The sequence below is a fragment of the Streptococcus sp. HF-1907 genome (genome assembly GCF_015594605.1).
GTDB lineage: Bacteria > Bacillota > Bacilli > Lactobacillales > Streptococcaceae > Streptococcus.
This window is the reverse complement of the sequence record NZ_JADNQT010000002.1, coordinates 96,572-117,610: the sequence shown is the minus strand read 5'-3', so window position 1 is coordinate 117,610 and position 21,039 is coordinate 96,572. Positions and strand designations below refer to the sequence as shown.

The following is a 21,039-nucleotide window of genomic DNA, read 5'->3' as shown; positions in this document are numbered from 1 at the left end:
TGCTATAATGGAAGTAATTCATCAAAAAGGAAACGTTATGACAAGAGATATATATGGAAAATACGGCGACTATCTGCCTCGGATTTTGGAGGACTTTAGTCAGAAGATTCAGGAGGAAAATAGCAGATCTAAGACCGAGACGGGTTACAAGCTCTATGAGCATTTCATCGCACGAGTCAAGGCACCTGAGAGCATGGAAGAAAAATGCCAGCGAAAGGGTTTGCCAGTCACGACTGAGTCAGCTTTGAAATCCATTCGAGACAGTATTGGTGTTCGCATTATCTGTGGCTTCGTGGATGACATCTACAATCTGGTCGATTTCATCAAGGGACTGGATGGTATTTCAGTCTATAATGAAAAGGACTATATCCAGAATGCAAAACCAAATGGCTACCGCTCTTATCACCTCATTTTAGAAGTTGAGACGCCTTTTGAAGATTGTCTTGGAAATGTGCCTGGGGCTTATTTCATCGAAGTGCAGTTGCGGACTATCGCGCAAGATTCTTGGGCCAGTCTGGAGCATCAGATGAAGTACAAGCACGATATTAAAAACCCTGAATTGATTGTTAAAGAATTAAAACGTTGTGCGGATGAGATGGCTTCAGTTGATTTGTCCATGCAGACCATCCGAAATCTCATCCAAACAAGCACAGAAGAGGAGACTAAATGAAGATTTTAATCGCAGAAGATGAAGAGCAGATGTTGCGCGTGCTCAGCACCGCTTTGACCCGAGAAGGCTACGATGTTGACCTGGCTCATAATGGTCAGGAGGCGGTTGATTTGGCTATGAAAAATCCTTACGATGTCATGGTCATGGACATCATGATGCCCGTCAAGACGGGGCTTGAGGCTGTTGCAGAGATTCGTCAGTCGGGCAACCAGTCTCACATCATCATGCTGACGGCTATGTCCGAGGTTGACGACCGCGTGACTGGACTTGATGCAGGGGCGGACGATTATTTGACCAAGCCTTTTTCTTTGAAAGAATTGCTGGCGCGCTTGCGTTCAATGGCCCGCCGAGTGGACACAACTTTCACTTCTAACGTCCTAACCGTTGGCACGGTCACCTTGAATGTCGGCGAACAAGAACTAGCCAGCAAAAATACCATTCGCCTAGCGGGTAAAGAATCCAAAATGCTGGAATTTTTCATGCTCAACATGGGCAAAAAATTGTCAACAGAGCAGCTTTTCAATCATGTCTGGTCAGCAGAAAAAAACGATGGGGACACAGATAGCGGTTATGTCTTTATCTACGTTTCCTATCTGCGCCAAAAATTGAAAGCCGTCGGAGCTAATCTCAGCATTATTGGTGACCAAAATGGCGACTTTGAATTGGTGGAAGCGAGTGATAACTGATGTTTCGAAAATTAAGACTGCGTTTTATTGGAATTTCATCATCTGCCATCCTAGTCGTTCTCTTTTCAGTCGTTGGGGTCATCAACTCCGCCCGCTTCATCCAGACCCAGGGGGAAATCAATAAAATTTTGACCGTTATTGCGGACAACAATGGGAATTTTCCTTCTATCAGTGAAGCTGCCAAAGAATTGGGGGCTGTCATTTCAGTGGATACCCTGTCCCAATACCGCCATTTTAGTGCCATTTTGGATAAGAAAGGCAATGTCAAATCTTATGATTCCACCAATATTTCCGATTTGACAGATGAAGAAATTCAAAATTATGCTAGGTTGCTTGGCAAGCGTCCTAGTAGTGGTAATTTTGTCTATCAACGACATACCTACTCTTATCTGGTCAGGAAAAAATCGAATAATGAGCGCTTGTTGGTCGTTCTGGATAGTACCAACCAGTTCCAAGATAGTCGGTCCTTGCTTCACATCTCGATTCTGATGTCAGTTGCTAGTTTTATCTTTTTCGTGTCGGTTGTCAGCATTTTCTCTGGCAGGATGATTAAGCCCTTTGTCCGCAACTATGAAAAACAGCGCCGCTTCATTACCAATGCTGGTCATGAACTGAAAACGCCGCTGGCTATTATTTCTGCCAATAATGAGTTGGTTGAATTGATGAACGGTGAGTCAGAATGGACCAAGAGCACGGGCGACCAAGTGACTCGCATGACAGGACTCATCAATGGTTTGGTGACCTTGGCAAGACTAGAAGAACAGCCTGAAATCATTTTGACAGATTTGGATTTTTCAGCCATTACTGAAGATGCCGCTGAGGATTTCAAGGGACCCGTCATCAAGGATGGCAAAACTTTTGTCATGGATATTCAGCCTGGTATTCATGTCAAGGCTGAAGAAAAATCCTTGTTTGAATTGGTGACACTGCTAGTTGATAATGCCAACAAATATTGTGACCCTAATGGTCAGGTTACAGTTAAATTGAGCCGAAGCAACCGCAGACGCAAACCCAAACTACAAATTTCCAATACCTATGCTCAAGGAAAAAATGTTGATTACAGCAAATTCTTTGAACGTTTTTACCGCGAAGATGAATCTCACCACCATGAAAAATCAGGCTACGGCATCGGGCTTTCCATGGCAGAAAGTCTGGTCAAACTCTTCCGAGGTAGCATCAATGTGACCTATAAGGAAGACACCATTACCATTACGGTGATGATATAAGAGAAAAACGAAGCTAGATTTTTTCACTAGCTTCGCTTTTTAGCTGATTTCCTAACAATGCTCTGCCAAACTTTCCTTGACAAATTGGATGAAAGTCTCCGTAATTTCTGTTTTTTTTTTTTTCTTCTGACTAGTCACAATTCCCAAAGTATGACTAGGGCTGTCTTCCAGCGGGATAAGGACGATTTGGTCCTTGATAAAACTATTAACGATACCTAGACCAGAGGCGTAGGCGTCGCTGGCACAGAGGATATTCATCATGGTGCCACGGTCGTTGGTGTAGATGACATTCTGCCCGTCCTTAACCTCCAGTGGGTCCTCGTCAAAGTTGAGCCCAGTCTTTTCCTGACGGAAGCGGGCTTGAGGGTAGCCTTTGAGGTCTTTGGGAGAAATAGCAGAGCGATTAGCCAGCGGGTGATTTCGACGGAGAAAGATGCGCGTTGGAAAGTCACCCAGACTGGTAAAGGTCAATTCTTGTTGCGCTAGAGACCGCTCTAAAATATGTCTGTTGTCATCGTCGAGATAAATAATACCCAAATCACTCTCAAACTTAGCGACGGACTCGAGAATCTTCTTAGTCGTCGTCTCAATCAGCTGGCACTCTTGGTAGTCGTCTTCAAACTGCGCAGCAATGCGCGTCAGTGGTAAAGACAAGAAATCATAATGGTGGGAAGCCACGGTAAAACTCTTCTTGAAATGGCTACGGTAGCGCTCTTCGAGGAGGTCAACCTCGCCTAAAATGCGTCTGGCGTACTTGATGAAGTCAAAACCATCTTCAGTCAATTTAGCACCAGTGTTGGAGCGTGTAAAGAGCTGGACGCCCAGTTCCTCCTCCAATTCTTTGATGGAAGTGGAGAGGTTGGGCTGGGTGACAAATAGTTGCTTGGCAGCTTGGCTAAAAGAGCCAGTTTCAGCGATTGTCAGAACGTAACGGCATTGTTGAAAATTCATAGTGGCCTCCTCCTGAATATCTTTTCGGTGTGATTGTTACTATTCTAACATGATAGCGAACCATCTTGTGATAGCAATTTTAAATGGCTTGATAGGGAAATAGTAATGCTTTGGAGGGACAAAGAATCACTATAAGGAAAGCCTATAGCTAGTCATAAGAAAAGCCTATTTTTCAGTTTGCTAGCCTTATGCTAGACTAGAACTATCATACGTTAGGAGGTAGTTCAGATGTTAAAACGTTTAGTCAAATCCCTAGAAAACCTTGCTCAAGGACTTGCCATGTTAGACAGTCAACCAGCAAGATATCAACAAGCCATGCGTTATCAGCATGTTATGGAAGTAGTAGACTATATGGATTGGTCTGAAACTACAGCAGCTTATGATGCTTAAGTATTTTTTCTAAAATAGTTTACAATCCGAGGCAACAGCTTCGGATTTTTGCTTGTCTTTATCTTGCTATTAGAAAAATTTATGGTCAGCCATAAGTATTTTAGATTTTTCAGATAATTCTGGAGATGTTAGAATGAGGGCAAGTTAATTTGAAGGAGGAGAAAAATGGTTGATGACGAATTTTATAATCGCTTGATGACTACCAGACATCACATTCACCAACATCCTGAAGTGTCTGAAAGTGAATATGAAACAACTGACTATATCAAGACTTATCTTCGTAAGTTGGGAATTGTACCACTTGACTATCCCTTGGAAACAGGTGTTATCGTAGAGATTGGTTCAGGTCTTCTTATCATTGCACTGCGAGCAGATATTGATGCGCTTCCAATCCTTGAACGGACAGGCTTAGATTATGCTAGCACCAATAATGCTATGCACGCTTGCGGTCACGATTTTCATCAAACCAGTCTTCTAGGCGCAGCTGAATTACTCAAAGCTAGAGAATCGGAGCTAAAAGGCACTGTTAGGCTTATCTTTCAACCGGCTGAGGAAAATTTCCAAGGTGCTCACAAGGTCATCCGTGCAGGTGGTTTAGTTGATGTATCTGCTATCGTTGGTTACCACAACAATCCTCACTTGAAACCAGGACAGTTAGGTTTGAGGTCAGGGGCAATCATGGCCGGTGTGGAACAGTTTGCTGTGACAGTAGAAGGTATCTCAGCACACGCTGCTAGACCTGACTTGGGAGTTGATGCTGTTCTAACCATCACAACAATTGTCAATAATCTCCAACAAATTGTTGCAAGGACAGTGTCCCCTTTCCAATCTGCTGTTTTATCAGTGACTCATATAGATGTTGGGAATACCTGGAATGTTCTACCAGCCGAAGGATTCTTTGAAGGAACTATTCGAACCTTTGACCCTCAAGTACGTTTAGCAGTTATTGACTCATTTGAGAAAATTGTAAGAGACACTGCTGCACAATTTGGCGCTAAAGTCTCTATTGAATGGGGCAACTCACCAAAAGTTACCTTTAATGACGCAAGCATCACTCCGCTGATATTTGAAACTGCTAAAGAGTACGCTGAGGTTATTGAAACCCTTCCATCAACGGGTGGTGAAGACTTTGCTGCTTATCAAGAACGGATTCCAGGGGTCTTTGCCTTTGTTGGTTCGAATGGTGATGAAAATGCCCCAGATTGGCACCACGATGACTTCATCGTGAAAGATGAGGCTTTGCCTGTTGCGGTTAATTATTTTGTTCAAAGTGCTCTGGCGCTTTTAGATTATTATCAAGAAAAATAGAGGTTATGTATGAAAAGAAAGTCGAATAATGGAAAATGGTTTGCACTGGTTGCGGTTCTTGCTATTATCGCAGTCGTTGCAGCAGTATTTGGTTTCAACAAGTCTAAGAAAACAGAGAAGAAGTCAACCAGCTCGTCATCAAGTTTAACTTATGCCTTTGGCGGTGACCCTGTTTCCTTAAATCCTATCAATTCAAATGATTTGTGGGGGTTGAAAGCAATCAACATGATTTACTCACCCCTTGCTCGTACCAATAATGACGGGACAGTCACTTACGAATTGGCAAAGAGTATCAAACAATCAGAAGATGGCAAGTCTATCGATGTTAAGTTGAAAAAAGATATCAAATGGTCAGATGGCGAAGATTTCACCGCTGATGATGTTGTCTTTACCTACACTCAAAAAGCTAAAAAAGAAAATGGTAAGTACGAAAGCCTTTGGATTGGTGACCAACCTGTAACTGTTGAAAAAGTTGGTGATTATGAGGTTAAATTTAATCTCCCAACAGCTAGCGCAGCTGCAGTTAATAACTTGACCAACGAAACTTATATCATTCCAGAACATGTCTACAAAAACACGTCAGACTTTTCTGTTAACGACCTCGGTGCCTACCCTACAGTTGGTACAGGACCATATGTTTTGAAACAGTTTACGTCAGGCTCATCTCTTACTTTAACTGCTAATAAATACTACTACGGTGGTAAAGTGAAGACTAAGAAAATCAACGTTCGCATTATTGAAAATGCCGACACACTTAAGGTTGCCCTTCAAAAAGGTGAAGTTGACCTAGCTTCAGTGGACTCAAATGCAGTTTCTGATTTGAAATCAAGTGGTGTTTCAACAAAAACATACTCAGCAGGTGGTATTAACTACCTCGGAATTAACTCAGAGCCCATCAAAGATAGTCGTGTTCGTCAAGCTATTTTCTATGCTCTCAATCGTTCTGATATCAACGAAGGGGTCTTCACTTCTAAGTCCTTCTATCAAACGGCAATATCATTCTTACCAACTGACAATGCTTACTTTAACAAAGAAACACCTGCCTACAAACAAAATGTTAAAAAAGCTAAAGAATTGTTGAAGGAAGCTGGTGCTGAAAATCTGTCATTCACTATGGCTTATAGTTCTACCAATACTATCTTCACTAAAGAAGCTGCGATTATTCAAGAAGAATTGAAAGAAGTTGGTATCACAGTAACGCTTGCTGGTAGCGATGGCGATACAATTCTAGCAGAATTGAAGAAGGATGGCACAACCAAATACCCACTTTTCCTTCGTTCTTACAGCATGGGGAACGACCCAGATACTTACAAACGTTTATTCCAAACAGGAGGAGCCTCTAACTACTTTAAGTTGGCTGATTCTAATATCGATAACCTCTTTACTAAAGGAGCCAAAACACTTGATTCATCTGACCGTAAGTCAGTATACAATGACCTCCAAAAATCACTTGCAGACCAAGCTGTTATCTACCCAATTTCATCAGATAATGGGCTATTAGCAGTCAACAGTCGCATTTCAGGTATTCAAACGAAGAACCTTTACCCAATTTACACTATCGGAGACTGGGCAAAAGTAGCTGTATCTTCAAAATAAGATGATTGAGGGGCTTAGGCAGACTTGCCTGAGTCTCTTTGTCATTTGTCATCATTAGATAGGAGAGTGACTATGTGGAAATATATTGCTAAGAGGTTGCTACAAGCCATCCCTTTATTACTAGTAATTTCATTTATCGTATTTTCATTGATTCAATTGGCACCATTTGACGTAGTGGACACATTAACGACCCCAAATATGACCCAAGAGCAAATTGATGCTCTTCGTGTTAAGAACGGCTTGAACGACCCATTTTTATTACAGTATTGGCATTGGTTGCTTAATATTATTCATGGTGATTTTGGCAAGTCGCTCATCACACAGTCAAGTATTTCATCAGATTTGGCGACAAAATTACCGCACACTTTGATTATTGTGGTGCCAGCTTATGTGACGGCCTTACTTTTAGCGAGTATTCTCGGCCTATTGGCAGCTTCGCATAAAGGTGAGTTGACTGATAAAATCATTAATGCTATTGCCTCAATTGGAATGGGAACACCAACCTTTTGGTTTGGGATGCTCTTGATTTACCTCTTAGGTTATAAGTTGAATTGGTTGCCGATTATTGGCATGTATTCGACAGGAGATAATGGGTCTTTTGGTGATTTGGCAAGTCACTTTGTTATGCCTTACTTGACTTTGATTATTGCCTATTTTCCAGAATTGCTTCGCTATATTCGAGCAGCAGCTATGGAGCAGGTGTCAGAAGACTATGTCACTGTTCAACGTGCCTTTCATGCCAGTCAATCAGAAATCTTCACGCGCCATGTTCTTAGAAATATCTGGATTCCGATTGTAACACGTATCGGACAAGCACTGCCAATGTTTGTGACTGGTGCCATCATTACGGAAAATATCTTTGGCTGGCCAGGAATTGGAACCTATTTAACAAGTGCTACTAATAATCTCGATTATCCTATTATCATGGCGGTGCTTTTGATTTCATCAACCTTGGTTATCTTGGGAAATCTTTTGTCAGATATTTTGTATTCAATCGTTGATCCGCGTATTAGAAAGGTAGGTGAAGTAGCATGAAAAAGAATAAGCAACATCGTTTTTGGAAAACCATTCAAGAATCTCCTCTTTACCGTTTTTCCTTAATTTTTTTGGTCGTACTCATTTTGATTTCGCTCCTAGCACCGCTTTTTCCTTATAGTCCGACAGCAACCAATACAAAAGCCATGTGGCAGGGACCGAGTCTTGAGCACTGGTTTGGGACGGACGAGCTTGGTAGGGACTAAGTCGTGTTATTTATGGTGGACGTGTGTCGCTGATCGTTGGGTTTTCAGCCATGTTGGCGTCGACTTTTATCGGAACCTTGGTTGGTGTAGTCTCTGGCTACTTTGGTGGCTGGGTGGACAATATCCTCATGCGCTTAGTTGAAATCCTATCTTCAATCCCTTGGTTGGTTTTGGTTATTGTGCTTAGTGTCTTTCTTCGTCCTGGTTTAATGACCATCATTATCGTGATTGGTGGCTTTTCATGGATGGGCATTTCACGCTTGATTCGAGCAGAGACATTGTCTGTTAAGAATCGTGATTATGTCGTTTACAGTGAGTTTATCGGTGAATCGCGCTGGAAAATCATTTGGCGCCATATCATTCCAAATATTCTGCCAATCTTGATTGTGGCTGCGACCAATAGCATTTCTGGTGCTATCATGACAGAGTCAGCTCTATCCTTTCTTGGAATGGGGATTCAGCAACCCATGTCTTCTTGGGGGAGTCTTTTGCAAAATGCGCAGAGCAGTCTTCAAAAGGCACCTTACATGGCAATCATACCAGGGCTCTTTGTCTTGTTGACCATTTATTCCATCAATAATCTTAGTGAAGCATTTAAATCCTATATTCAAAGGGAGGGCTAGTATGACAGAAGTAATCGTTAGCATTAAAAATCTAGTCGTAAATCGACAAGCTAAGAGAGAAAAACTTGCCACACCGCTTGTCAAAGGGATTGATTTGACGATTCCTAAAGGTCAAGTTGTTGGTATCATTGGTGAATCTGGCTCGGGCAAGAGTTTGACTATGAAGGCTAGCATGGGCTTGTTGCCTGACAATCTCCATAGTCAGTTCGGTCAATTTCTATTTGAAGGCAAACCTGTTGACAATCCTAGCGACCTTCCCATTGCTATGATTTTTCAAGATCCTATGACTTCTTTAAATCCCCTTCGTAAGATAGGCTACCATTTGGCAGAAGTCATTTTTCGAAATGACGAGGAAATTTCAGACCAGGATGCCGAGCAATTAGCAGTAAAAGTCTTGACGCAGGTGGGGATTCCAGAGCCTGAAAAACGACTCAATCAGTATCCTTTTGAGTTATCAGGCGGTATGCGTCAAAGGATAATGATTGCTATGGCGCTCTTAGCAAAGCCAGAACTTCTTATTGCTGATGAGCCGACAACCGCTCTAGATGTGACCATTCAGGCACAAATTTTGAGTTTGCTGAAACAGTTGCAAGCTGAGACTGGTTTATCCATTGTTCTCGTCAGCCATGATTTTGGCGTTATTGCAGGTATGTGTGACTTGGTTAAGGTCATGTATCAAGGACAAATTGTCGAAGAGGGAACCGTGGATGACATTTTTGGCAATCCTCAGCATGCTTATACCAAACAATTACTTGCTGCAGCAGACTTGGATTTGATTGATACTTTAGGAGAGAAGGAGGAATTTGTCCTCTCCGATACTTATCAATCTGTCATCGATAGCCATCGTTACTTAGTGGAGGAATAGTATGGTAGAAAATATTATCGAGTTACACAATGTCTCTAAGATTTTCCATAATGGGAAGCGTCAAGGAAAGGATGTAACGGTCAAAGCACTGGATCAGGTTAGCCTACAAGTTCGCAAGGGGGAAACGCTTGGTTTGGTGGGCGAGTCAGGTTCTGGAAAGACAACTCTGGGACGTATTATTTTGGGCTTGGAAAATCATTCTGATGGCGAGGTGTCTTTTAAAGGGCAAGCCGTACACGGACTTAAACCAAAAGATCGTCGGCAAATGTCGCGTCAGCTCCAGCTTATTTTTCAAGATCCTTACTCAGCTCTCAATCCTCGGATGACAGCGCTAGAAATTGTCCGGGAACCCTTGATTGACTTACCAAAAGATCAGGCTAGACAGAAGGCCTTAGATATGCTACACTCAGTTGGAATTACGGGTGATGCTGTTAACAAACTTCCGAAGGAATTTTCAGGAGGGCAGCGCCAGCGGATTGGAATTGCACGAGCAGTCATCAACCAACCGGAGTTTGTGGTTTGTGATGAGCCGACTTCTGCTCTGGACGTGTCCATCCAGGCTCAAATTCTGCGTTTGTTGAAAGATTTACAAGCCAATCTAAACTTATCTTACCTTTTTATTTCACATGATTTGTCTGTGGTCCGACATATTTCTGATAGAATAGCGGTGCTTTATCGTGGTTAGTTAGTTGAAATTGCACCGGCAGAGCATCTTTTTGACCATCCCCAACATGCCTACACGCAATATTTGCTAAATGCAAAACCAAAATTAAATCCCAAATTGGCGCGTGAAAAACTTTTAGCTGTTACTAGTGATATTGAGGAATTTCAGCTGTCTGAAAACTTTGAGTGGCAAGAATTTGGGGTAGATCATTTTGTTCGAGTAGATAAGGAGTAAGAATGACGAAACCGCTTATTGGCATTTCAGCCAACCAAAAACCAATTGCAGACGATGCTCCTATCATTCATATATCATCATCTGTTAATTTTGCAGACGGCGTTAAAGCTGCAGGAGGCCTACCTATTCTAGCCGTTTGCCGAGGTATGCAATTGCTTAATGTTTATCTCGGAGGTACCCTCAATCAGGAGATTCCTAATCACTCACAAGGTATGCCCATAGGGACCTATCACACGGTTGATGTGGCTGAAAACAGTCATTTAGCACAATTGATACCGTCAGGTACAGCTGTTAATTCGGTCCACCATCAATCAATTGATACACTAGGTCAGGGCCTAGTAGTGACTGCCAGAGACCCTAGAGATGGTGTGATTGAAGCATTAGAACTCTTGGATTATCCCTTAGTAGCTGTTCAATGGCATCCAGAATTTCTCATTGACCAAGCTCCTCATCAAGCACTATTTAGTGGTCTCGTAAAAAAAGCCAAACAAGATTATGAACAGTTCCCTGTCAAGTAGATAGTCAAATAATAAAACAATTAAGCAGCCTGATTCCTGAATTCAAAAGGAGTCAGGTTGTTTAATTTTGTTTGATAGCGTTGGGTGTTGTAAAAGTGAATGTAACGGTCAATATCGGCGACTAGTTCATCGTAAGTCTTGTATTTCTTGAGGTGATAAGACTCTGTCTTGAAATGTCCCCAAAAACTCTCAATCGGCGCATTATCAATACATTTTCCAACACGAGACATAGATAAGGTTAATCCTGCTTGGCGTGTCATCTGACGATATTCCTTTGACGTGTACTGACTACCACGGTCACTGTGAATCAGCGGTTTAGCTCCTTGATTTAGCTCCAAAGCTTTCTTAATGGTCTTCATAACCAACGGATTGTCATTGTTATGGCTAATTTCATAGGCGATAATAGAACCATCGTACAAGTCTTTAATCGCACTAAGATAAGCTTTAGCACCTAACCCGTATTGAAGATAAGTGACGTCTGTACACCATTTTTGATTAGGTGCTGTAGCTGTAAAGTCACGGTTGAGACTATTGTCTTCGTAACATTTAGCACCAGCTTTCGTACAAGACTGCCTAACCCGACGAATGACTGAGCTAATGCCTAATATTTTCATGAGTCGACGAATGCGTTTCTTGTTGTAATTGGTGTCAAGCTGACGGTTAATGAAAATCGTCATGCGACGGTAGCCTAGAATGCCACCGTGACATCTATGGAGTTCTTTAATCGTCTCCATAAGCTTGGTATTTTCCTTCTCTGAAGCTGTTTCCTTCTGGTTGAGCCATTTGTAGTAACCTGACCGAGAGACCTTGAGAATTTGGCACAAAGTCTAAACGGAAGCGTCTAGGTGCTCTTCTTGATAGTCTTTAATGGCCTGAAACTTATCTAAGTGCTTGCCTAACCTTACCGACGGTTTCGGCGTTGAATGGCATCTAACTTTTTGGCGATAGTCGTGCGAAGCAGAGCGAGATACGAATATCCCTGTAAGGCTTGTCCAAAAACTAGGAACGGAAGTGACGACGTGATTGCTAACAAGCTACTACAAGGAGCCCCACCTCCATTTCTAAATAACGGTTGCGTGCTTCCTGTTGCTTAATTTTAAGTTGAAGCTCTTCAGCTTCAGTGAGATTAGGCTTACTGTCCAACCCTTTCCCACGCCTATCAACAAGCCCCTGTGAGCCATTTTTCTCAAACTGACGAACCCAAGAATAGACCTGCTGGTAAGAGACTCCAAACTTCTCAATGGCAGCTTGGTAGTCCTTCTCATGAGCAATGGTATAGTTGACAATCTCAAGGCGTTCTTCAAAAGTAGTCTTGCGTCCCTGTTTCATACGGCTGTATCCTTTACTAGTGGTTTTTAAGTCTTCACCACTAGTATACCGTTTTAGCCACTTTAGGAGAACAGAATGGCTTGAGATATCAAACTCTTGACAAATATCAGTAAGAGAGCCTTTACCATCAAGATAGTCGAAAACAGCTTGTTGTTTCAACTCAGACGAATAGTTTTTCCAAGTCCTAGATTCCCTTAAGCCGTCAATGCCAGACTTCTCATACTTCATTTTTCAAGATTGGATGGTTTGTTTACTGACTTGATACTGTTTACTAAGTTGGCCAACTGACTGCTCTTGATTAAGTAATAAGTGGACAACTTCTAATTTCTCTTCTACTGATTTTGGACTTCTTTTGGACATACGAAAACTCCCCTTGTAGCTTTTAGTAAATTTTGTTTTTTCACTGTCCACTATAGGGGGAGTATATCAATTAAGGTCTTGATTTGCTTTTTTCTATGACTTTCCTTCCTCAGTGGCTAACTGATAAAGTGCATCCAGATAAATTTCTAAGGCCTTGAAAAGGTCCTCTAGTTCAATGTATTCATTAGGTTGATGGAGGGTTGCTTTTTTGCCGAGAAAGGCAGATCCAAAAGTAACCCCTTGTTTAAAGACACGTCCATAAGTGATACCGCCAATAGCTAGCGCAGGCGTCTTGTCGCCAGTATGCTTGCGATAGATAGCCAACAACTTTTTAGTGTAAGGGTGATTAAGGTCAGTATGGCTGGGTTCTTTTAAGGAAATAAGCTGCGCTGACAAGTCAAAATCCTTGGCTGTTGCTTGCAAATGAGCGAGAGCCTTGCTAAATTCAAAACCTGCGGGATATCTAAAATCAATGCCAATTCTTAGCAAACCATTTACAAAAGAGAAGATGGCAGGGTTGAGCGTTGTTGCACCAAGTTCCTCATCCTGAAAGTCAAGGTCAAACTTCTTGCCATCCTGATTATCGTGAAGTTTATCTTTGATAAATGTTAAGAGTTGATGGCTGACCTTATCAAGTTTTTGCTTGCTTAAAAAATCAGCTAGATAGGTGGCGGCATTGAGACCAGATTGAGGACTTGAACCATGAGCGGCCTTACCAATGAGGGTCAAGGTTTGTTGATTTCCGTCATTAGTAAGCTTTCCTGTCAAGTGATGTTGTGTCAAATATGCCTCAAAATCAGTGGTGACGACTTGTTGATTGTTGATGGTAGCAGTAGCCAAATCTGGCACTTGATTATAAGCTTGCCCACTTTGGAAGGACTGGAGTACTTTGGTATCAAAGTGACCGGTTAAATCAATTTGTGCCACCCCTTTTTCAGCATATATCATTGGGAAAATACCATCTGGGACAATGCCGTAGTCCGGCATGGCTTCATGCTCAAAATAGTAGCGAACCCCTTCCCAATCATTTTCTTCATCTGTTCCATAAATGAGCTGAATTTCCTTGTTCCATGTGACACCGATATCGTTTAGGATTTTGACGGCATAGTAGGCCATGAGAGTCGGTCCCTTGTCATCAAGAGCACCTCTAGCAATAAGTTTGCCATCTTTGATTTCAGGAACGAAGGGCTTGGTTTCCCATTGGTTGGGTCTGCTGGGACCACATCCAAGTGACTTAGAATAACTAAGCTTTCTGTCCCTTGTCCCAAGCTAATTCTGCCAGCGTAGCCTTGGATGTTTTTGCTGGTGAAGCCATCTCTATCACCCAAATCTAGCATATATTGTAGGGTGTCAGCGATGCCTTGACCAAAGGGGGCTTGGTCGGACACAGTTTCTACATTCTTGACAGATGGTATCCTCAGCAATCCATCTAAATCTTCTAGTAATGGCTTTTTATAAGGCTCTAATAGGCTTTTCCAATCTAACATGAGCGCCTCCTTTTCTATGCCACTATACTAACCTAGTAGTGGGAGAAATGCTAGGGGGCTCGCTATTAGTTTTTTTTATACCCGTCCATAAAAAATATAGATTATGCAGACAATTCTGATGGTGATAAGATGGAGACAAGTTATTTTTAGAAATCGAAAGTTAGAGGAATGCAGATATGACTGAAAAGAAATGGAAAAAATATTTGGCAGCTGGCTTATTGATCGCTAGTGTGGGACTAGTGACGGTTAGTCAAAGTCAAACAGTTCTAGCTAGTAACAAAGATACCAAAACGGTTGTAGCAGCAACGGGAGGTCAGCCAAAACCCTTCACCTATGTTGATAGCAAGGGAAAACTAACAGGTCATAATATCGAACTCTTAAAGGCTGTTTTCAAGAAACTGCCACAGTATAAGTTAAAAATCGTCAAAACAGAATTCTCATCAATTTTTACAGGAATCTCATCAGGACGTTACCAGCTTGGTGTTAATAATATCGCTAAAAATGCAGAGCGTGAAGCTAACTATGCCTTTACGGACCCAATTTTCAAAAATTCTTATGTAGCAATCTTCAAAAAAGGTAGTAAGCTAGCTAAGTCAGTTAATTCATGGGATGATTTGGCAGGTCATTCAACAGTCGGTTCAACCGGTGTCAATACTTCAACAGCCATTGAGGCTTACAACAAAGAACACTCTGACAAACAAATCACTCTCAATTACTCGGCTGAAGACTTGAAAGCCCAATTGCAAGGTGTTGAGAGTGGGAAATATGACTTCCTTCTCATGGATAAGCCTATGTTTGAGTATTACCAAAAAGAATATGACATGGATTTGGTCGGAAAAGATGTGACAGGAGACTTGGCAGATGTCCTCATGGGTGAACCTTACTCTTACTTCGTTGCTGGAAAAGATGACACGCAATTGGTCAAAGATGTCAATAAAGCCCTCAAAGAAGTGGTGGAAGACGGGACTTCTAAGAAAATCAATGTGAAATATTTCGGTTCAGACTATTCACCAACTTACGACAAATAGGAGTAAGACAGATGACATTTCCTTATCAAATTGAAACAGATGCTAACAAGGTTGATTTTCAGCAAGTCACAGATGTCCTTCATAAGGCAGGGCTTGGGTCAAGTAGTAACCCATCAGACAATGAAAAAGCTTTTAAAAACAGTGATATTACTATCTTTATCAAGGATGGCGACCAGGTTATTGGTGTTGGCCGTGCTCTCACAGACTTCGTCTCTCAAGGCGCCATTTATAATGTAGCTGTTGACCCTGCTTATCAAAAACAGCATGTCGGTCACACTATCATCACAAACTTACTTGAAAAATTAAAGGGTATCAATGTGATTTTGTACACTCACCCACAAACCCTAACTTTGTATGAGAAATATGGCTTCCGCCGAAATAAAACAGCCTTTGCACACTTTGGTCATGGTTCGCCAGAAGGTCTCAAATGGATGGAAGATGAAGGCTTCTTTTTACCAGAAGGCTATCGCTTTGAGAGTGAAATTGGAAGATATTAGAAAAGGAATCAGTTATGCCAACAGACTACGTCAAAAAAGAAATTGATAAGGACGGCAATTTTCAACGACAGTGTACACAGTTTGTTACTCCATTCGGAAATGAAGAGGGGCAGTTACCTGTTGAAAAGGGTAAGTACAGATTGATTGTCTCTTATGCCTGTCCTTGGGCAAATCGTCAGTTGATTGGACTCAAGTTATTGGGGCTCGAAGATGTTTTTTTAATTGGAGTGGTTGATCCCGTCCGTCCAACGGATGTTGCTCGAACAGACTGGGTCTTTACCTTGGATGAGGGTGAAGTTGATCCTGTCTTGGGCATTCATTATCTCAGCGAAGCCTATTACAAAGCGGCTCCCAACTATGCAGGACGCTTTACTGTGCCAGCCTTAATCGATATCGAGACTGGCAAGGTTGTCAACAATGACTTCTTGAAAATGCTTCGTATTTTGGAGACTGATTGGGCACCTTTCCATAAAGCTGACGCTCCAAATCTCTATCCAACCCACCTGGCGGAGCAAATCGACGAGCTTAATGATATCATTTATCGTGAAGTCAACAACGGTGTCTACTGCGTCGGATTTGCGACAACACAAGAGGCTTACGATAAGGCCTACGATGTTCTATTTGAGCGTTTGGACTGGTTAGAAGAGCGTTTGTCACATTCACGTTATCTTTTCGGGGATCAAATTACTGACTCTGATATTCGACTTTATGTCAGTCTAGCTCGCTTTGATGCTGCTTACTATAATGCCTTCAACTGTAATCGTAATCGTTTGATTGATTTTCCAAATCTGTGGGGTTATGCTAGAGACTTGTATCAGCAAGAGGCTTTCGGCTCAACAACGCATTTTGACCACATCAAGAAACATTATCACCTGAGCGCCAAGGTCAACCCACAACAAATTGTTCCCAAGGGTCCAGACGAGTCTGTTTGGTTGATTCCACACGACCGCGACCGCCAAGAATTTGATATTCACTAAGTCACCTGCTTTTGCCAAGTGATAATGAAACGACACTAGAGGTTGAAATACCTCTGCAAGATATATTTTACGAGGAGAAATACTATGTCAACTAAAGAAATTAAACCCGTAACCCTAAAAATCCGTCCTGTTGAAACAAAAACTGAAATCGATGAACGTGGTGCCTTTCAACGCCAACCTAACCATTTCACAAGGCCTTTTGGAGATGATGAAGGTGAGTTGAAAGCAGCTGCAGGTAAATATCGTCTTTTCTGGGCGCGTGGCTGCCATTGGTCAAATCGTGCTTCCATTGTTCGTGAATTGCTTGGCCTTGAAGATGTTATCTCTGTCAATCAAGTTGGTCACACAGAAGATCCAGAACGCCGTAAATACGGTTGGGAATTTGCCTATGAGCCAGATGGCAAAGACCCTGTTACTGGTGCAGAGTATTTAGCAGAATTCTATTATCGTGCTGATCCAGACTACACAGGTCGTACAACCGTTCCTGCCTTGGTTGACTTAGATACTTATGAAGTGGTTAATAACGATTATCATCGTTTGACGAATTACTTTGAAACAGCCTTCAAACCTTTCCAAAAAGAGGATGCTCCTGAGCTTTACCCAGAAGAATTGCGTCAAGACATCGACAATTTTTATGACCACTTCCTCTTCCCGTTCGTTAACAACGGAACCTACCGCATGATGTTTGCTCAATCGTTGGTTGCCTACAACGAAGCCTTTGAAGATTTCTACAATGCCCTCGATGTCATTGAAGCAAAATTGGAAACCAATCGTTTCTTGTTTGGAGACTATGTGACAGATTCAGATGTTCGTTTGTTTGTAACCTTAGCACGATTTGATACCCATTATTACCGCAATCTTGGACCACTAAAAAAACGCATTTCAGAGTACAAAAATATTTGGGGCTATTGCCGTGACTTGTACGAAATTCCAGCTTTCCGAAACAATACCTACTTTCATGATATTGCGCGTGGTTGGGATACGAAAAAAGAAAAACTTTTTGTCGACTTCAATTCACGCTTTGCAGATGACATTGATTTTGAAGGCATTTGGTCTCAACCTCACACCCGTCACTACCTCTCAAAAACACCAAATCAAAAATTCTTGATTCGTAAATAATCTTCCCTATAGTTGTGAGCTAGAGCCAGTCATAAGATTTACCAATTTCCGTTCATGGAAGCATGGTGGTAAACTAAACATATCACATTAAAGCTATCTTGTAGGAGGTCATTATGCCAAATAAACTCGGAATTATCGGACTTGGCAATGTTGGAAGTACGCTTGCCAATCAAGTCGTCCAAACAGGATTAGTCAGTGATTTGGTGCTGATTGATGATAACTTTAACAAGCTGAAAGCGGATGCTCTGGACTTGAAAGATAGTCAGGCCTTTGGCGAACACTTTACCAATATCACTATCAATGACTATCAAGCGCTAAATGATGCTGACATTCTTGTCATAGCGGTTGGTGACATCAAGGCTTACTTCGGTGAGAACCCCGACCGTTGGGTGGAGCTTGCCATCAATGCGACTAATGTTGAAAAAATAGCAGAGCAGCTCAATCAAACAAGCTTCCATGGTTTGATTGTGGTTATCTCCAACCCTTGTGATGCCATCACAACCTTGCTCCAGAAAGGACTTGATTATCCAAGACAGAAGATTTTTGGTACTGGGACTTTGCTTGATACCAGTCGTCTCAGAAGACACTTGTCTGAATACTCAGGCTTATCACCGCGTGATATTTCTGGATATGTACTGGGCGAACATGGCGATTCTCAGTTTGTTGCTTGGTCAACCGTGACGGATGATTTAGTCAGGGAAGAGGACAAAGTAGCTATCGAAAACGCAGCTCGATTTGGTGGACAAGAAGTCTTTAACGGCAAACGCTATACAAACTTTGCCATCGCCAATTGCGCTTATCAGGTGGTTAAGGCTGTCCTTGCCAAAGAAACAAGAATCTTCCCCTTGTCATTTTATCAGCCGACTTACGATTTGTATCTTAGTTTGCCAGTACGCCTAAGGCCAGAGGGGATTGGTAACGGTCTTCCCATCAAGCTTACATCCGAGGAAGAAAGGCAGCTTGATAGGTCAGCGCAAGCCATTAGACAAAAATTAAATCAACTAAATGAATAGAATTTTCAAAAAATAGTTGACATTTTAATTAAGAGCTTATATAATAAACACAATCAGAAAAGTAACAAACAAAAGTTTTCAGGGAGCTCGTGGTTATTGTGAACGAGTAGCGGTCGTTTGTGAAAATTGGACTGATTGTCAAATTGAATTTTAACACATGTAAATTCGGTGCGCACCCCTTACCGTGCAACTCCTTGTTAGAGGAGATTGAGATATGATGGTCTTATGCTGTCATGAACTGAGGTGGCACCGCGCTGTTTTGATATCGCCCTCGCACAGAGTTTTTCTGTGTGGGGTTTTTCGTTTTTCAAATTGATTGGAGGTTTCCATGGAAAGAATTTTAGCAGCTGATAGCTTAACACCAATTCTTGCTTACAAACGCTTGACAGGTAAACATAAAGTTATTCTTGAAAGTATTCCGCGCGAAAAAGAAAACGCCAGATATTCCATCATCGCCTATAATCCTGTTTACGAAATTAAGTACCAAGACGGAGTTCTCACACAAAATGACCAAATCATTGCCCGGGACCCTCTAGATTACCTCAATCAAGTGACAGTCAAGGAAAATTTCAAGACGGATATTCCCTTTGCTGGTGGGGCTCTTGGCTATGTCAGCTATGACATGATTGGGCTTTACGAACCTATCGGAACTATTCCAGAAGATACCATCGGCACCCCGGACATGCACTTTTTCATCTACGAGTCCTACCTCATCTTTGACCATAAAAAAGAGGTTGTTCGAGTTGTTGAGGATAATTGCTACCGCAACCGTTCAGACGCAGAACTAGCTGCCGCTTTGGACCAAGTCCTCACTGACCTTCAGACCATGACAAGTGATGAATTAGCACCGAAAGCAATCGAATCCCTTCAATTTGACAACCACCTAGATCAGGAAATCTTTGTTGACATGGTGACAAAAGCTAAAGAATTGATTCGTCAAGGAGACATGTTCCAATGTGTCCTTAGCCAACGCTTCTCAGCTAATCTTAAAGGGGAACCTCTAGATTACTACCGCAACCTGCGAGTGGTCAATCCATCCAATTATCTTTATTTCTTTGATTTTGGAGACTACCAAGTCATCGGAGCAAGTCCTGAGAGTTTGGTTTCGGTAAAAGGCGACACTGTTGTCACCAATCCGATTGCAGGGACGAGACCAAGGGGGGCATCTGATGAAGAAGACCAAGGACTAGCAGAGGATTTGCTTTCTAATGTCAAAGAGACAGCGGAACATCAGATGTTGGTTGATTTGGGCCGTAATGATATTGGAAAGGTTGCCGAGACAAACACGGTTGAAGTGACCAAATATATGGAAGTTGAGTATTTCCGATATGTCATGCACTTGACCAGTCTAGTCAAAGGAAAACTCCGAAGCGATTTGACGGCGATGGACGCCCTTAAATCGACCTTGCCAGCAGGTACTGTCTCAGGCGCACCTAAAATTCGTGCTATGCAACGCATTTACCAATTAGAAAAAGAAAAACGTGGTATCTATGCTGGTGCTATCGGTTATCTGTCTGCGACAGGTGATATGGATTTTGCCATTGCTATTCGGACCATGGTCTTGAAAAATGGCAAAGCCTATGTGCAGGCCGGTGCAGGTATTGTCTATGATTCTATTCCAGAAAATGAATATCAAGAAACCATCAATAAAGCCAAGGCAATGACAAAGATTGGAGACAGCCAATGATTTTACTTGTTGATAATTATGATTCCTTTACCTTTAATCTCAAGCAATATTTAGCAGCATTTACAGCTGTTGAAGTGGTTCGAAATGATGACGAAAACCTGTTTGACTTAGCAGAACAGGCAGACGCACTGGTCATGTCACCGGGACCAGGTTGGCCGGCAGATGCTGGAAAAATGGAGGCGGTGATAAAAGAATTTGCTGGGCAGAAACCTATTTTAGGAATTTGTCTTGGACATCAAGCAATCGCTGAGGTCTTTGGAGGCAAACTTGACTTGGCTAAGCAAGTTATGCATGGCAAGCAAAGCAAGATGGCACTTGAAAATGTTTCTCCAATTTTCAAAAATATTTATCAAGAAACAGACGTCATGCGTTATCATTCTATCGTTGTTTCTCAAATGCCGAACGGTTTTGAGGTTACCTGTCGAACAATTGACGACCATGAAATCATGGGGATTCAGAATCAAGAAAAACAAATCTACGGTCTGCAATTTCACCCTGAATCGATTGGAACGGATGATGGCATGACCATGATTAAAAACTTTGTGGCCTTAGTGGGCTAGGAGGTAGTCG

Annotated in this window: 19 protein-coding genes and 3 pseudogenes; 18 read left to right on the top strand and 4 right to left on the bottom strand. The window is 42.0% G+C overall.

The features are described from left to right. Positions 1–37 precede the first annotated feature (37 nt). Genes IYQ92_RS02430 through IYQ92_RS02420 form a run of 3 tightly spaced genes read left to right on the top strand, consistent with a single transcriptional unit; the run spans position 38 to position 2,582 of the window. Complete coding sequence (locus IYQ92_RS02430; protein WP_195675176.1) at positions 38–670, top strand: GTP pyrophosphokinase; 633 nt, start codon at positions 38–40, stop codon at positions 668–670. Continuing rightward, positions 667–1,356, top strand: a complete 690-nt coding sequence (locus IYQ92_RS02425) for a response regulator transcription factor (RefSeq protein WP_195675175.1) — start codon at positions 667–669, stop codon at positions 1,354–1,356. The genes IYQ92_RS02430 and IYQ92_RS02425 overlap by 4 nt, the downstream gene beginning before the upstream one ends. Then, positions 1,356–2,582, top strand: coding sequence for a sensor histidine kinase (locus IYQ92_RS02420; protein ID WP_195675174.1), 1,227 nt, complete (start codon positions 1,356–1,358; stop codon positions 2,580–2,582). The genes IYQ92_RS02425 and IYQ92_RS02420 overlap by 1 nt, the downstream gene beginning before the upstream one ends. Positions 2,583–2,633: 51 nt before the next feature. Here the strand turns inward: IYQ92_RS02420 and IYQ92_RS02415 are convergent, their stop codons facing one another. Further along, a complete protein-coding gene (locus IYQ92_RS02415; RefSeq protein ID WP_195675173.1) occupies positions 2,634–3,533 on the bottom strand; it encodes a LysR family transcriptional regulator in 900 nt (299 codons plus the stop codon). Positions 3,534–3,761: 228 nt separating this feature from the next. Between IYQ92_RS02415 and IYQ92_RS02410 the strand changes: the two genes are divergently transcribed. The 8 genes and pseudogenes from IYQ92_RS02410 to IYQ92_RS02375 all read left to right on the top strand — a co-directional run bounded on the left by IYQ92_RS02410 (position 3,762) and on the right by IYQ92_RS02375 (position 10,972). Next, positions 3,762–3,923 carry a hypothetical protein gene (locus IYQ92_RS02410; protein ID WP_195675172.1) on the top strand — a complete coding sequence of 54 codons (162 nt, stop codon included), beginning with the start codon at positions 3,762–3,764 and terminating at the stop codon, positions 3,921–3,923. A 165-nt stretch (positions 3,924–4,088) separates the two neighbouring features. Continuing rightward, complete coding sequence (locus IYQ92_RS02405) at positions 4,089–5,231, top strand: amidohydrolase (RefSeq protein ID WP_195675171.1); 1,143 nt, start codon at positions 4,089–4,091, stop codon at positions 5,229–5,231. 9 nt (positions 5,232–5,240) lie between these two features. Then, positions 5,241–6,827, top strand: a complete 1,587-nt coding sequence (locus tag IYQ92_RS02400) for an ABC transporter substrate-binding protein (protein WP_195675170.1) — start codon at positions 5,241–5,243, stop codon at positions 6,825–6,827. Positions 6,828–6,899: 72 nt separating this feature from the next. After that, a complete protein-coding gene (locus tag IYQ92_RS02395) occupies positions 6,900–7,862 on the top strand; it encodes an ABC transporter permease (protein ID WP_195675169.1) in 963 nt (320 codons plus the stop codon). Further along, positions 7,859–8,691, top strand: a pseudogene (locus IYQ92_RS02390) (ABC transporter permease). Before IYQ92_RS02395 ends, IYQ92_RS02390 begins: the two are co-directional and overlap by 4 nt. A gap of 1 nt (position 8,692) precedes the next feature. Next, on the top strand, positions 8,693–9,556 hold the full coding sequence (locus tag IYQ92_RS02385; protein WP_195675168.1) for an ABC transporter ATP-binding protein: 864 nt from the start codon (positions 8,693–8,695) through the stop codon (positions 9,554–9,556). Between the two features lies 1 nt (position 9,557). Then, a pseudogene (locus tag IYQ92_RS02380) lies at positions 9,558–10,454 on the top strand (ATP-binding cassette domain-containing protein). Positions 10,455–10,456: 2 nt separating this feature from the next. Further along, positions 10,457–10,972 carry a gamma-glutamyl-gamma-aminobutyrate hydrolase family protein gene (locus IYQ92_RS02375; RefSeq protein ID WP_195675167.1) on the top strand — a complete coding sequence of 172 codons (516 nt, stop codon included), beginning with the start codon at positions 10,457–10,459 and terminating at the stop codon, positions 10,970–10,972. 20 nt (positions 10,973–10,992) lie between these two features. Here IYQ92_RS02375 and IYQ92_RS02370 read toward each other — a convergent pair. From IYQ92_RS02370 to IYQ92_RS10175, 3 genes and pseudogenes are all read right to left on the bottom strand, one after another. Next, positions 10,993–12,661 (bottom strand): annotated as a pseudogene (locus IYQ92_RS02370) (IS3 family transposase). 93 nt (positions 12,662–12,754) lie between these two features. Beyond that, positions 12,755–13,816: a Sapep family Mn(2+)-dependent dipeptidase gene (locus tag IYQ92_RS02365; RefSeq protein WP_324253049.1), complete on the bottom strand. Its 1,062-nt coding sequence runs from the start codon at positions 13,814–13,816 to the stop codon at positions 12,755–12,757. Continuing rightward, positions 13,750–14,148, bottom strand: a complete 399-nt coding sequence (locus IYQ92_RS10175; RefSeq protein WP_229311271.1) for a hypothetical protein — start codon at positions 14,146–14,148, stop codon at positions 13,750–13,752. Before IYQ92_RS10175 ends, IYQ92_RS02365 begins: the two co-directional genes overlap by 67 nt. 176 nt (positions 14,149–14,324) lie before the next feature. Between IYQ92_RS10175 and IYQ92_RS02360 the strand changes: the two genes are divergently transcribed. From IYQ92_RS02360 to IYQ92_RS02330, 7 genes are all read left to right on the top strand, one after another. Next, on the top strand, positions 14,325–15,176 hold the full coding sequence (locus IYQ92_RS02360) for a transporter substrate-binding domain-containing protein (protein WP_195675166.1): 852 nt from the start codon (positions 14,325–14,327) through the stop codon (positions 15,174–15,176). An 11-nt stretch (positions 15,177–15,187) separates the two neighbouring features. Then, the gene (locus IYQ92_RS02355) at positions 15,188–15,673 is read left to right on the top strand and encodes a GNAT family N-acetyltransferase (RefSeq protein WP_195675165.1); all 486 of its coding nucleotides are present in this window, start codon (positions 15,188–15,190) and stop codon (positions 15,671–15,673) included. Positions 15,674–15,687: 14 nt separating this feature from the next. Next, on the top strand, positions 15,688–16,650 hold the full coding sequence (locus IYQ92_RS02350; protein ID WP_195675164.1) for a glutathione S-transferase family protein: 963 nt from the start codon (positions 15,688–15,690) through the stop codon (positions 16,648–16,650). 84 nt (positions 16,651–16,734) lie between these two features. After that, on the top strand, positions 16,735–17,769 hold the full coding sequence (locus IYQ92_RS02345) for a glutathione S-transferase C-terminal domain-containing protein (protein WP_195675163.1): 1,035 nt from the start codon (positions 16,735–16,737) through the stop codon (positions 17,767–17,769). Positions 17,770–17,882: 113 nt separating this feature from the next. After that, positions 17,883–18,782: a lactate/malate family dehydrogenase gene (locus IYQ92_RS02340; RefSeq protein WP_195675162.1), complete on the top strand. Its 900-nt coding sequence runs from the start codon at positions 17,883–17,885 to the stop codon at positions 18,780–18,782. A gap of 328 nt (positions 18,783–19,110) precedes the next feature. Then, complete coding sequence (gene trpE, locus IYQ92_RS02335) at positions 19,111–20,469, top strand: anthranilate synthase component I (protein ID WP_195675161.1); 1,359 nt, start codon at positions 19,111–19,113, stop codon at positions 20,467–20,469. Next, positions 20,466–21,029, top strand: coding sequence for an aminodeoxychorismate/anthranilate synthase component II (locus IYQ92_RS02330; protein WP_195675160.1), 564 nt, complete (start codon positions 20,466–20,468; stop codon positions 21,027–21,029). The genes trpE and IYQ92_RS02330 overlap by 4 nt, the downstream gene beginning before the upstream one ends. Positions 21,030–21,039 lie beyond the last annotated feature (10 nt).

Bases quoted from the DNA above. Each gene is read 5' to 3' on its own strand.
- IYQ92_RS02430 (WP_195675176.1), top strand. From the start codon at position 38: ATGACAAGAGATATATATGGAAAATACGGCGACTATCTGCCTCGGATT.
- IYQ92_RS02425 (WP_195675175.1), top strand. From the start codon at position 667: ATGAAGATTTTAATCGCAGAAGATGAAGAGCAGATGTTGCGCGTGCTC.
- IYQ92_RS02420 (WP_195675174.1), top strand. From the start codon at position 1,356: ATGTTTCGAAAATTAAGACTGCGTTTTATTGGAATTTCATCATCTGCC.
- IYQ92_RS02415 (WP_195675173.1), bottom strand. From the start codon at position 3,533: ATGAATTTTCAACAATGCCGTTACGTTCTGACAATCGCTGAAACTGGC.
- IYQ92_RS02410 (WP_195675172.1), top strand. From the start codon at position 3,762: ATGTTAAAACGTTTAGTCAAATCCCTAGAAAACCTTGCTCAAGGACTT.
- IYQ92_RS02405 (WP_195675171.1), top strand. From the start codon at position 4,089: ATGGTTGATGACGAATTTTATAATCGCTTGATGACTACCAGACATCAC.
- IYQ92_RS02400 (WP_195675170.1), top strand. From the start codon at position 5,241: ATGAAAAGAAAGTCGAATAATGGAAAATGGTTTGCACTGGTTGCGGTT.
- IYQ92_RS02395 (WP_195675169.1), top strand. From the start codon at position 6,900: ATGTGGAAATATATTGCTAAGAGGTTGCTACAAGCCATCCCTTTATTA.
- IYQ92_RS02385 (WP_195675168.1), top strand. From the start codon at position 8,693: ATGACAGAAGTAATCGTTAGCATTAAAAATCTAGTCGTAAATCGACAA.
- IYQ92_RS02375 (WP_195675167.1), top strand. From the start codon at position 10,457: ATGACGAAACCGCTTATTGGCATTTCAGCCAACCAAAAACCAATTGCA.
- IYQ92_RS10175 (WP_229311271.1), bottom strand. From the start codon at position 14,148: ATGTTAGATTGGAAAAGCCTATTAGAGCCTTATAAAAAGCCATTACTA.
- IYQ92_RS02360 (WP_195675166.1), top strand. From the start codon at position 14,325: ATGACTGAAAAGAAATGGAAAAAATATTTGGCAGCTGGCTTATTGATC.
- IYQ92_RS02355 (WP_195675165.1), top strand. From the start codon at position 15,188: ATGACATTTCCTTATCAAATTGAAACAGATGCTAACAAGGTTGATTTT.
- IYQ92_RS02350 (WP_195675164.1), top strand. From the start codon at position 15,688: ATGCCAACAGACTACGTCAAAAAAGAAATTGATAAGGACGGCAATTTT.
- IYQ92_RS02345 (WP_195675163.1), top strand. From the start codon at position 16,735: ATGTCAACTAAAGAAATTAAACCCGTAACCCTAAAAATCCGTCCTGTT.
- IYQ92_RS02340 (WP_195675162.1), top strand. From the start codon at position 17,883: ATGCCAAATAAACTCGGAATTATCGGACTTGGCAATGTTGGAAGTACG.
- trpE (WP_195675161.1), top strand. From the start codon at position 19,111: ATGGAAAGAATTTTAGCAGCTGATAGCTTAACACCAATTCTTGCTTAC.
- IYQ92_RS02330 (WP_195675160.1), top strand. From the start codon at position 20,466: ATGATTTTACTTGTTGATAATTATGATTCCTTTACCTTTAATCTCAAG.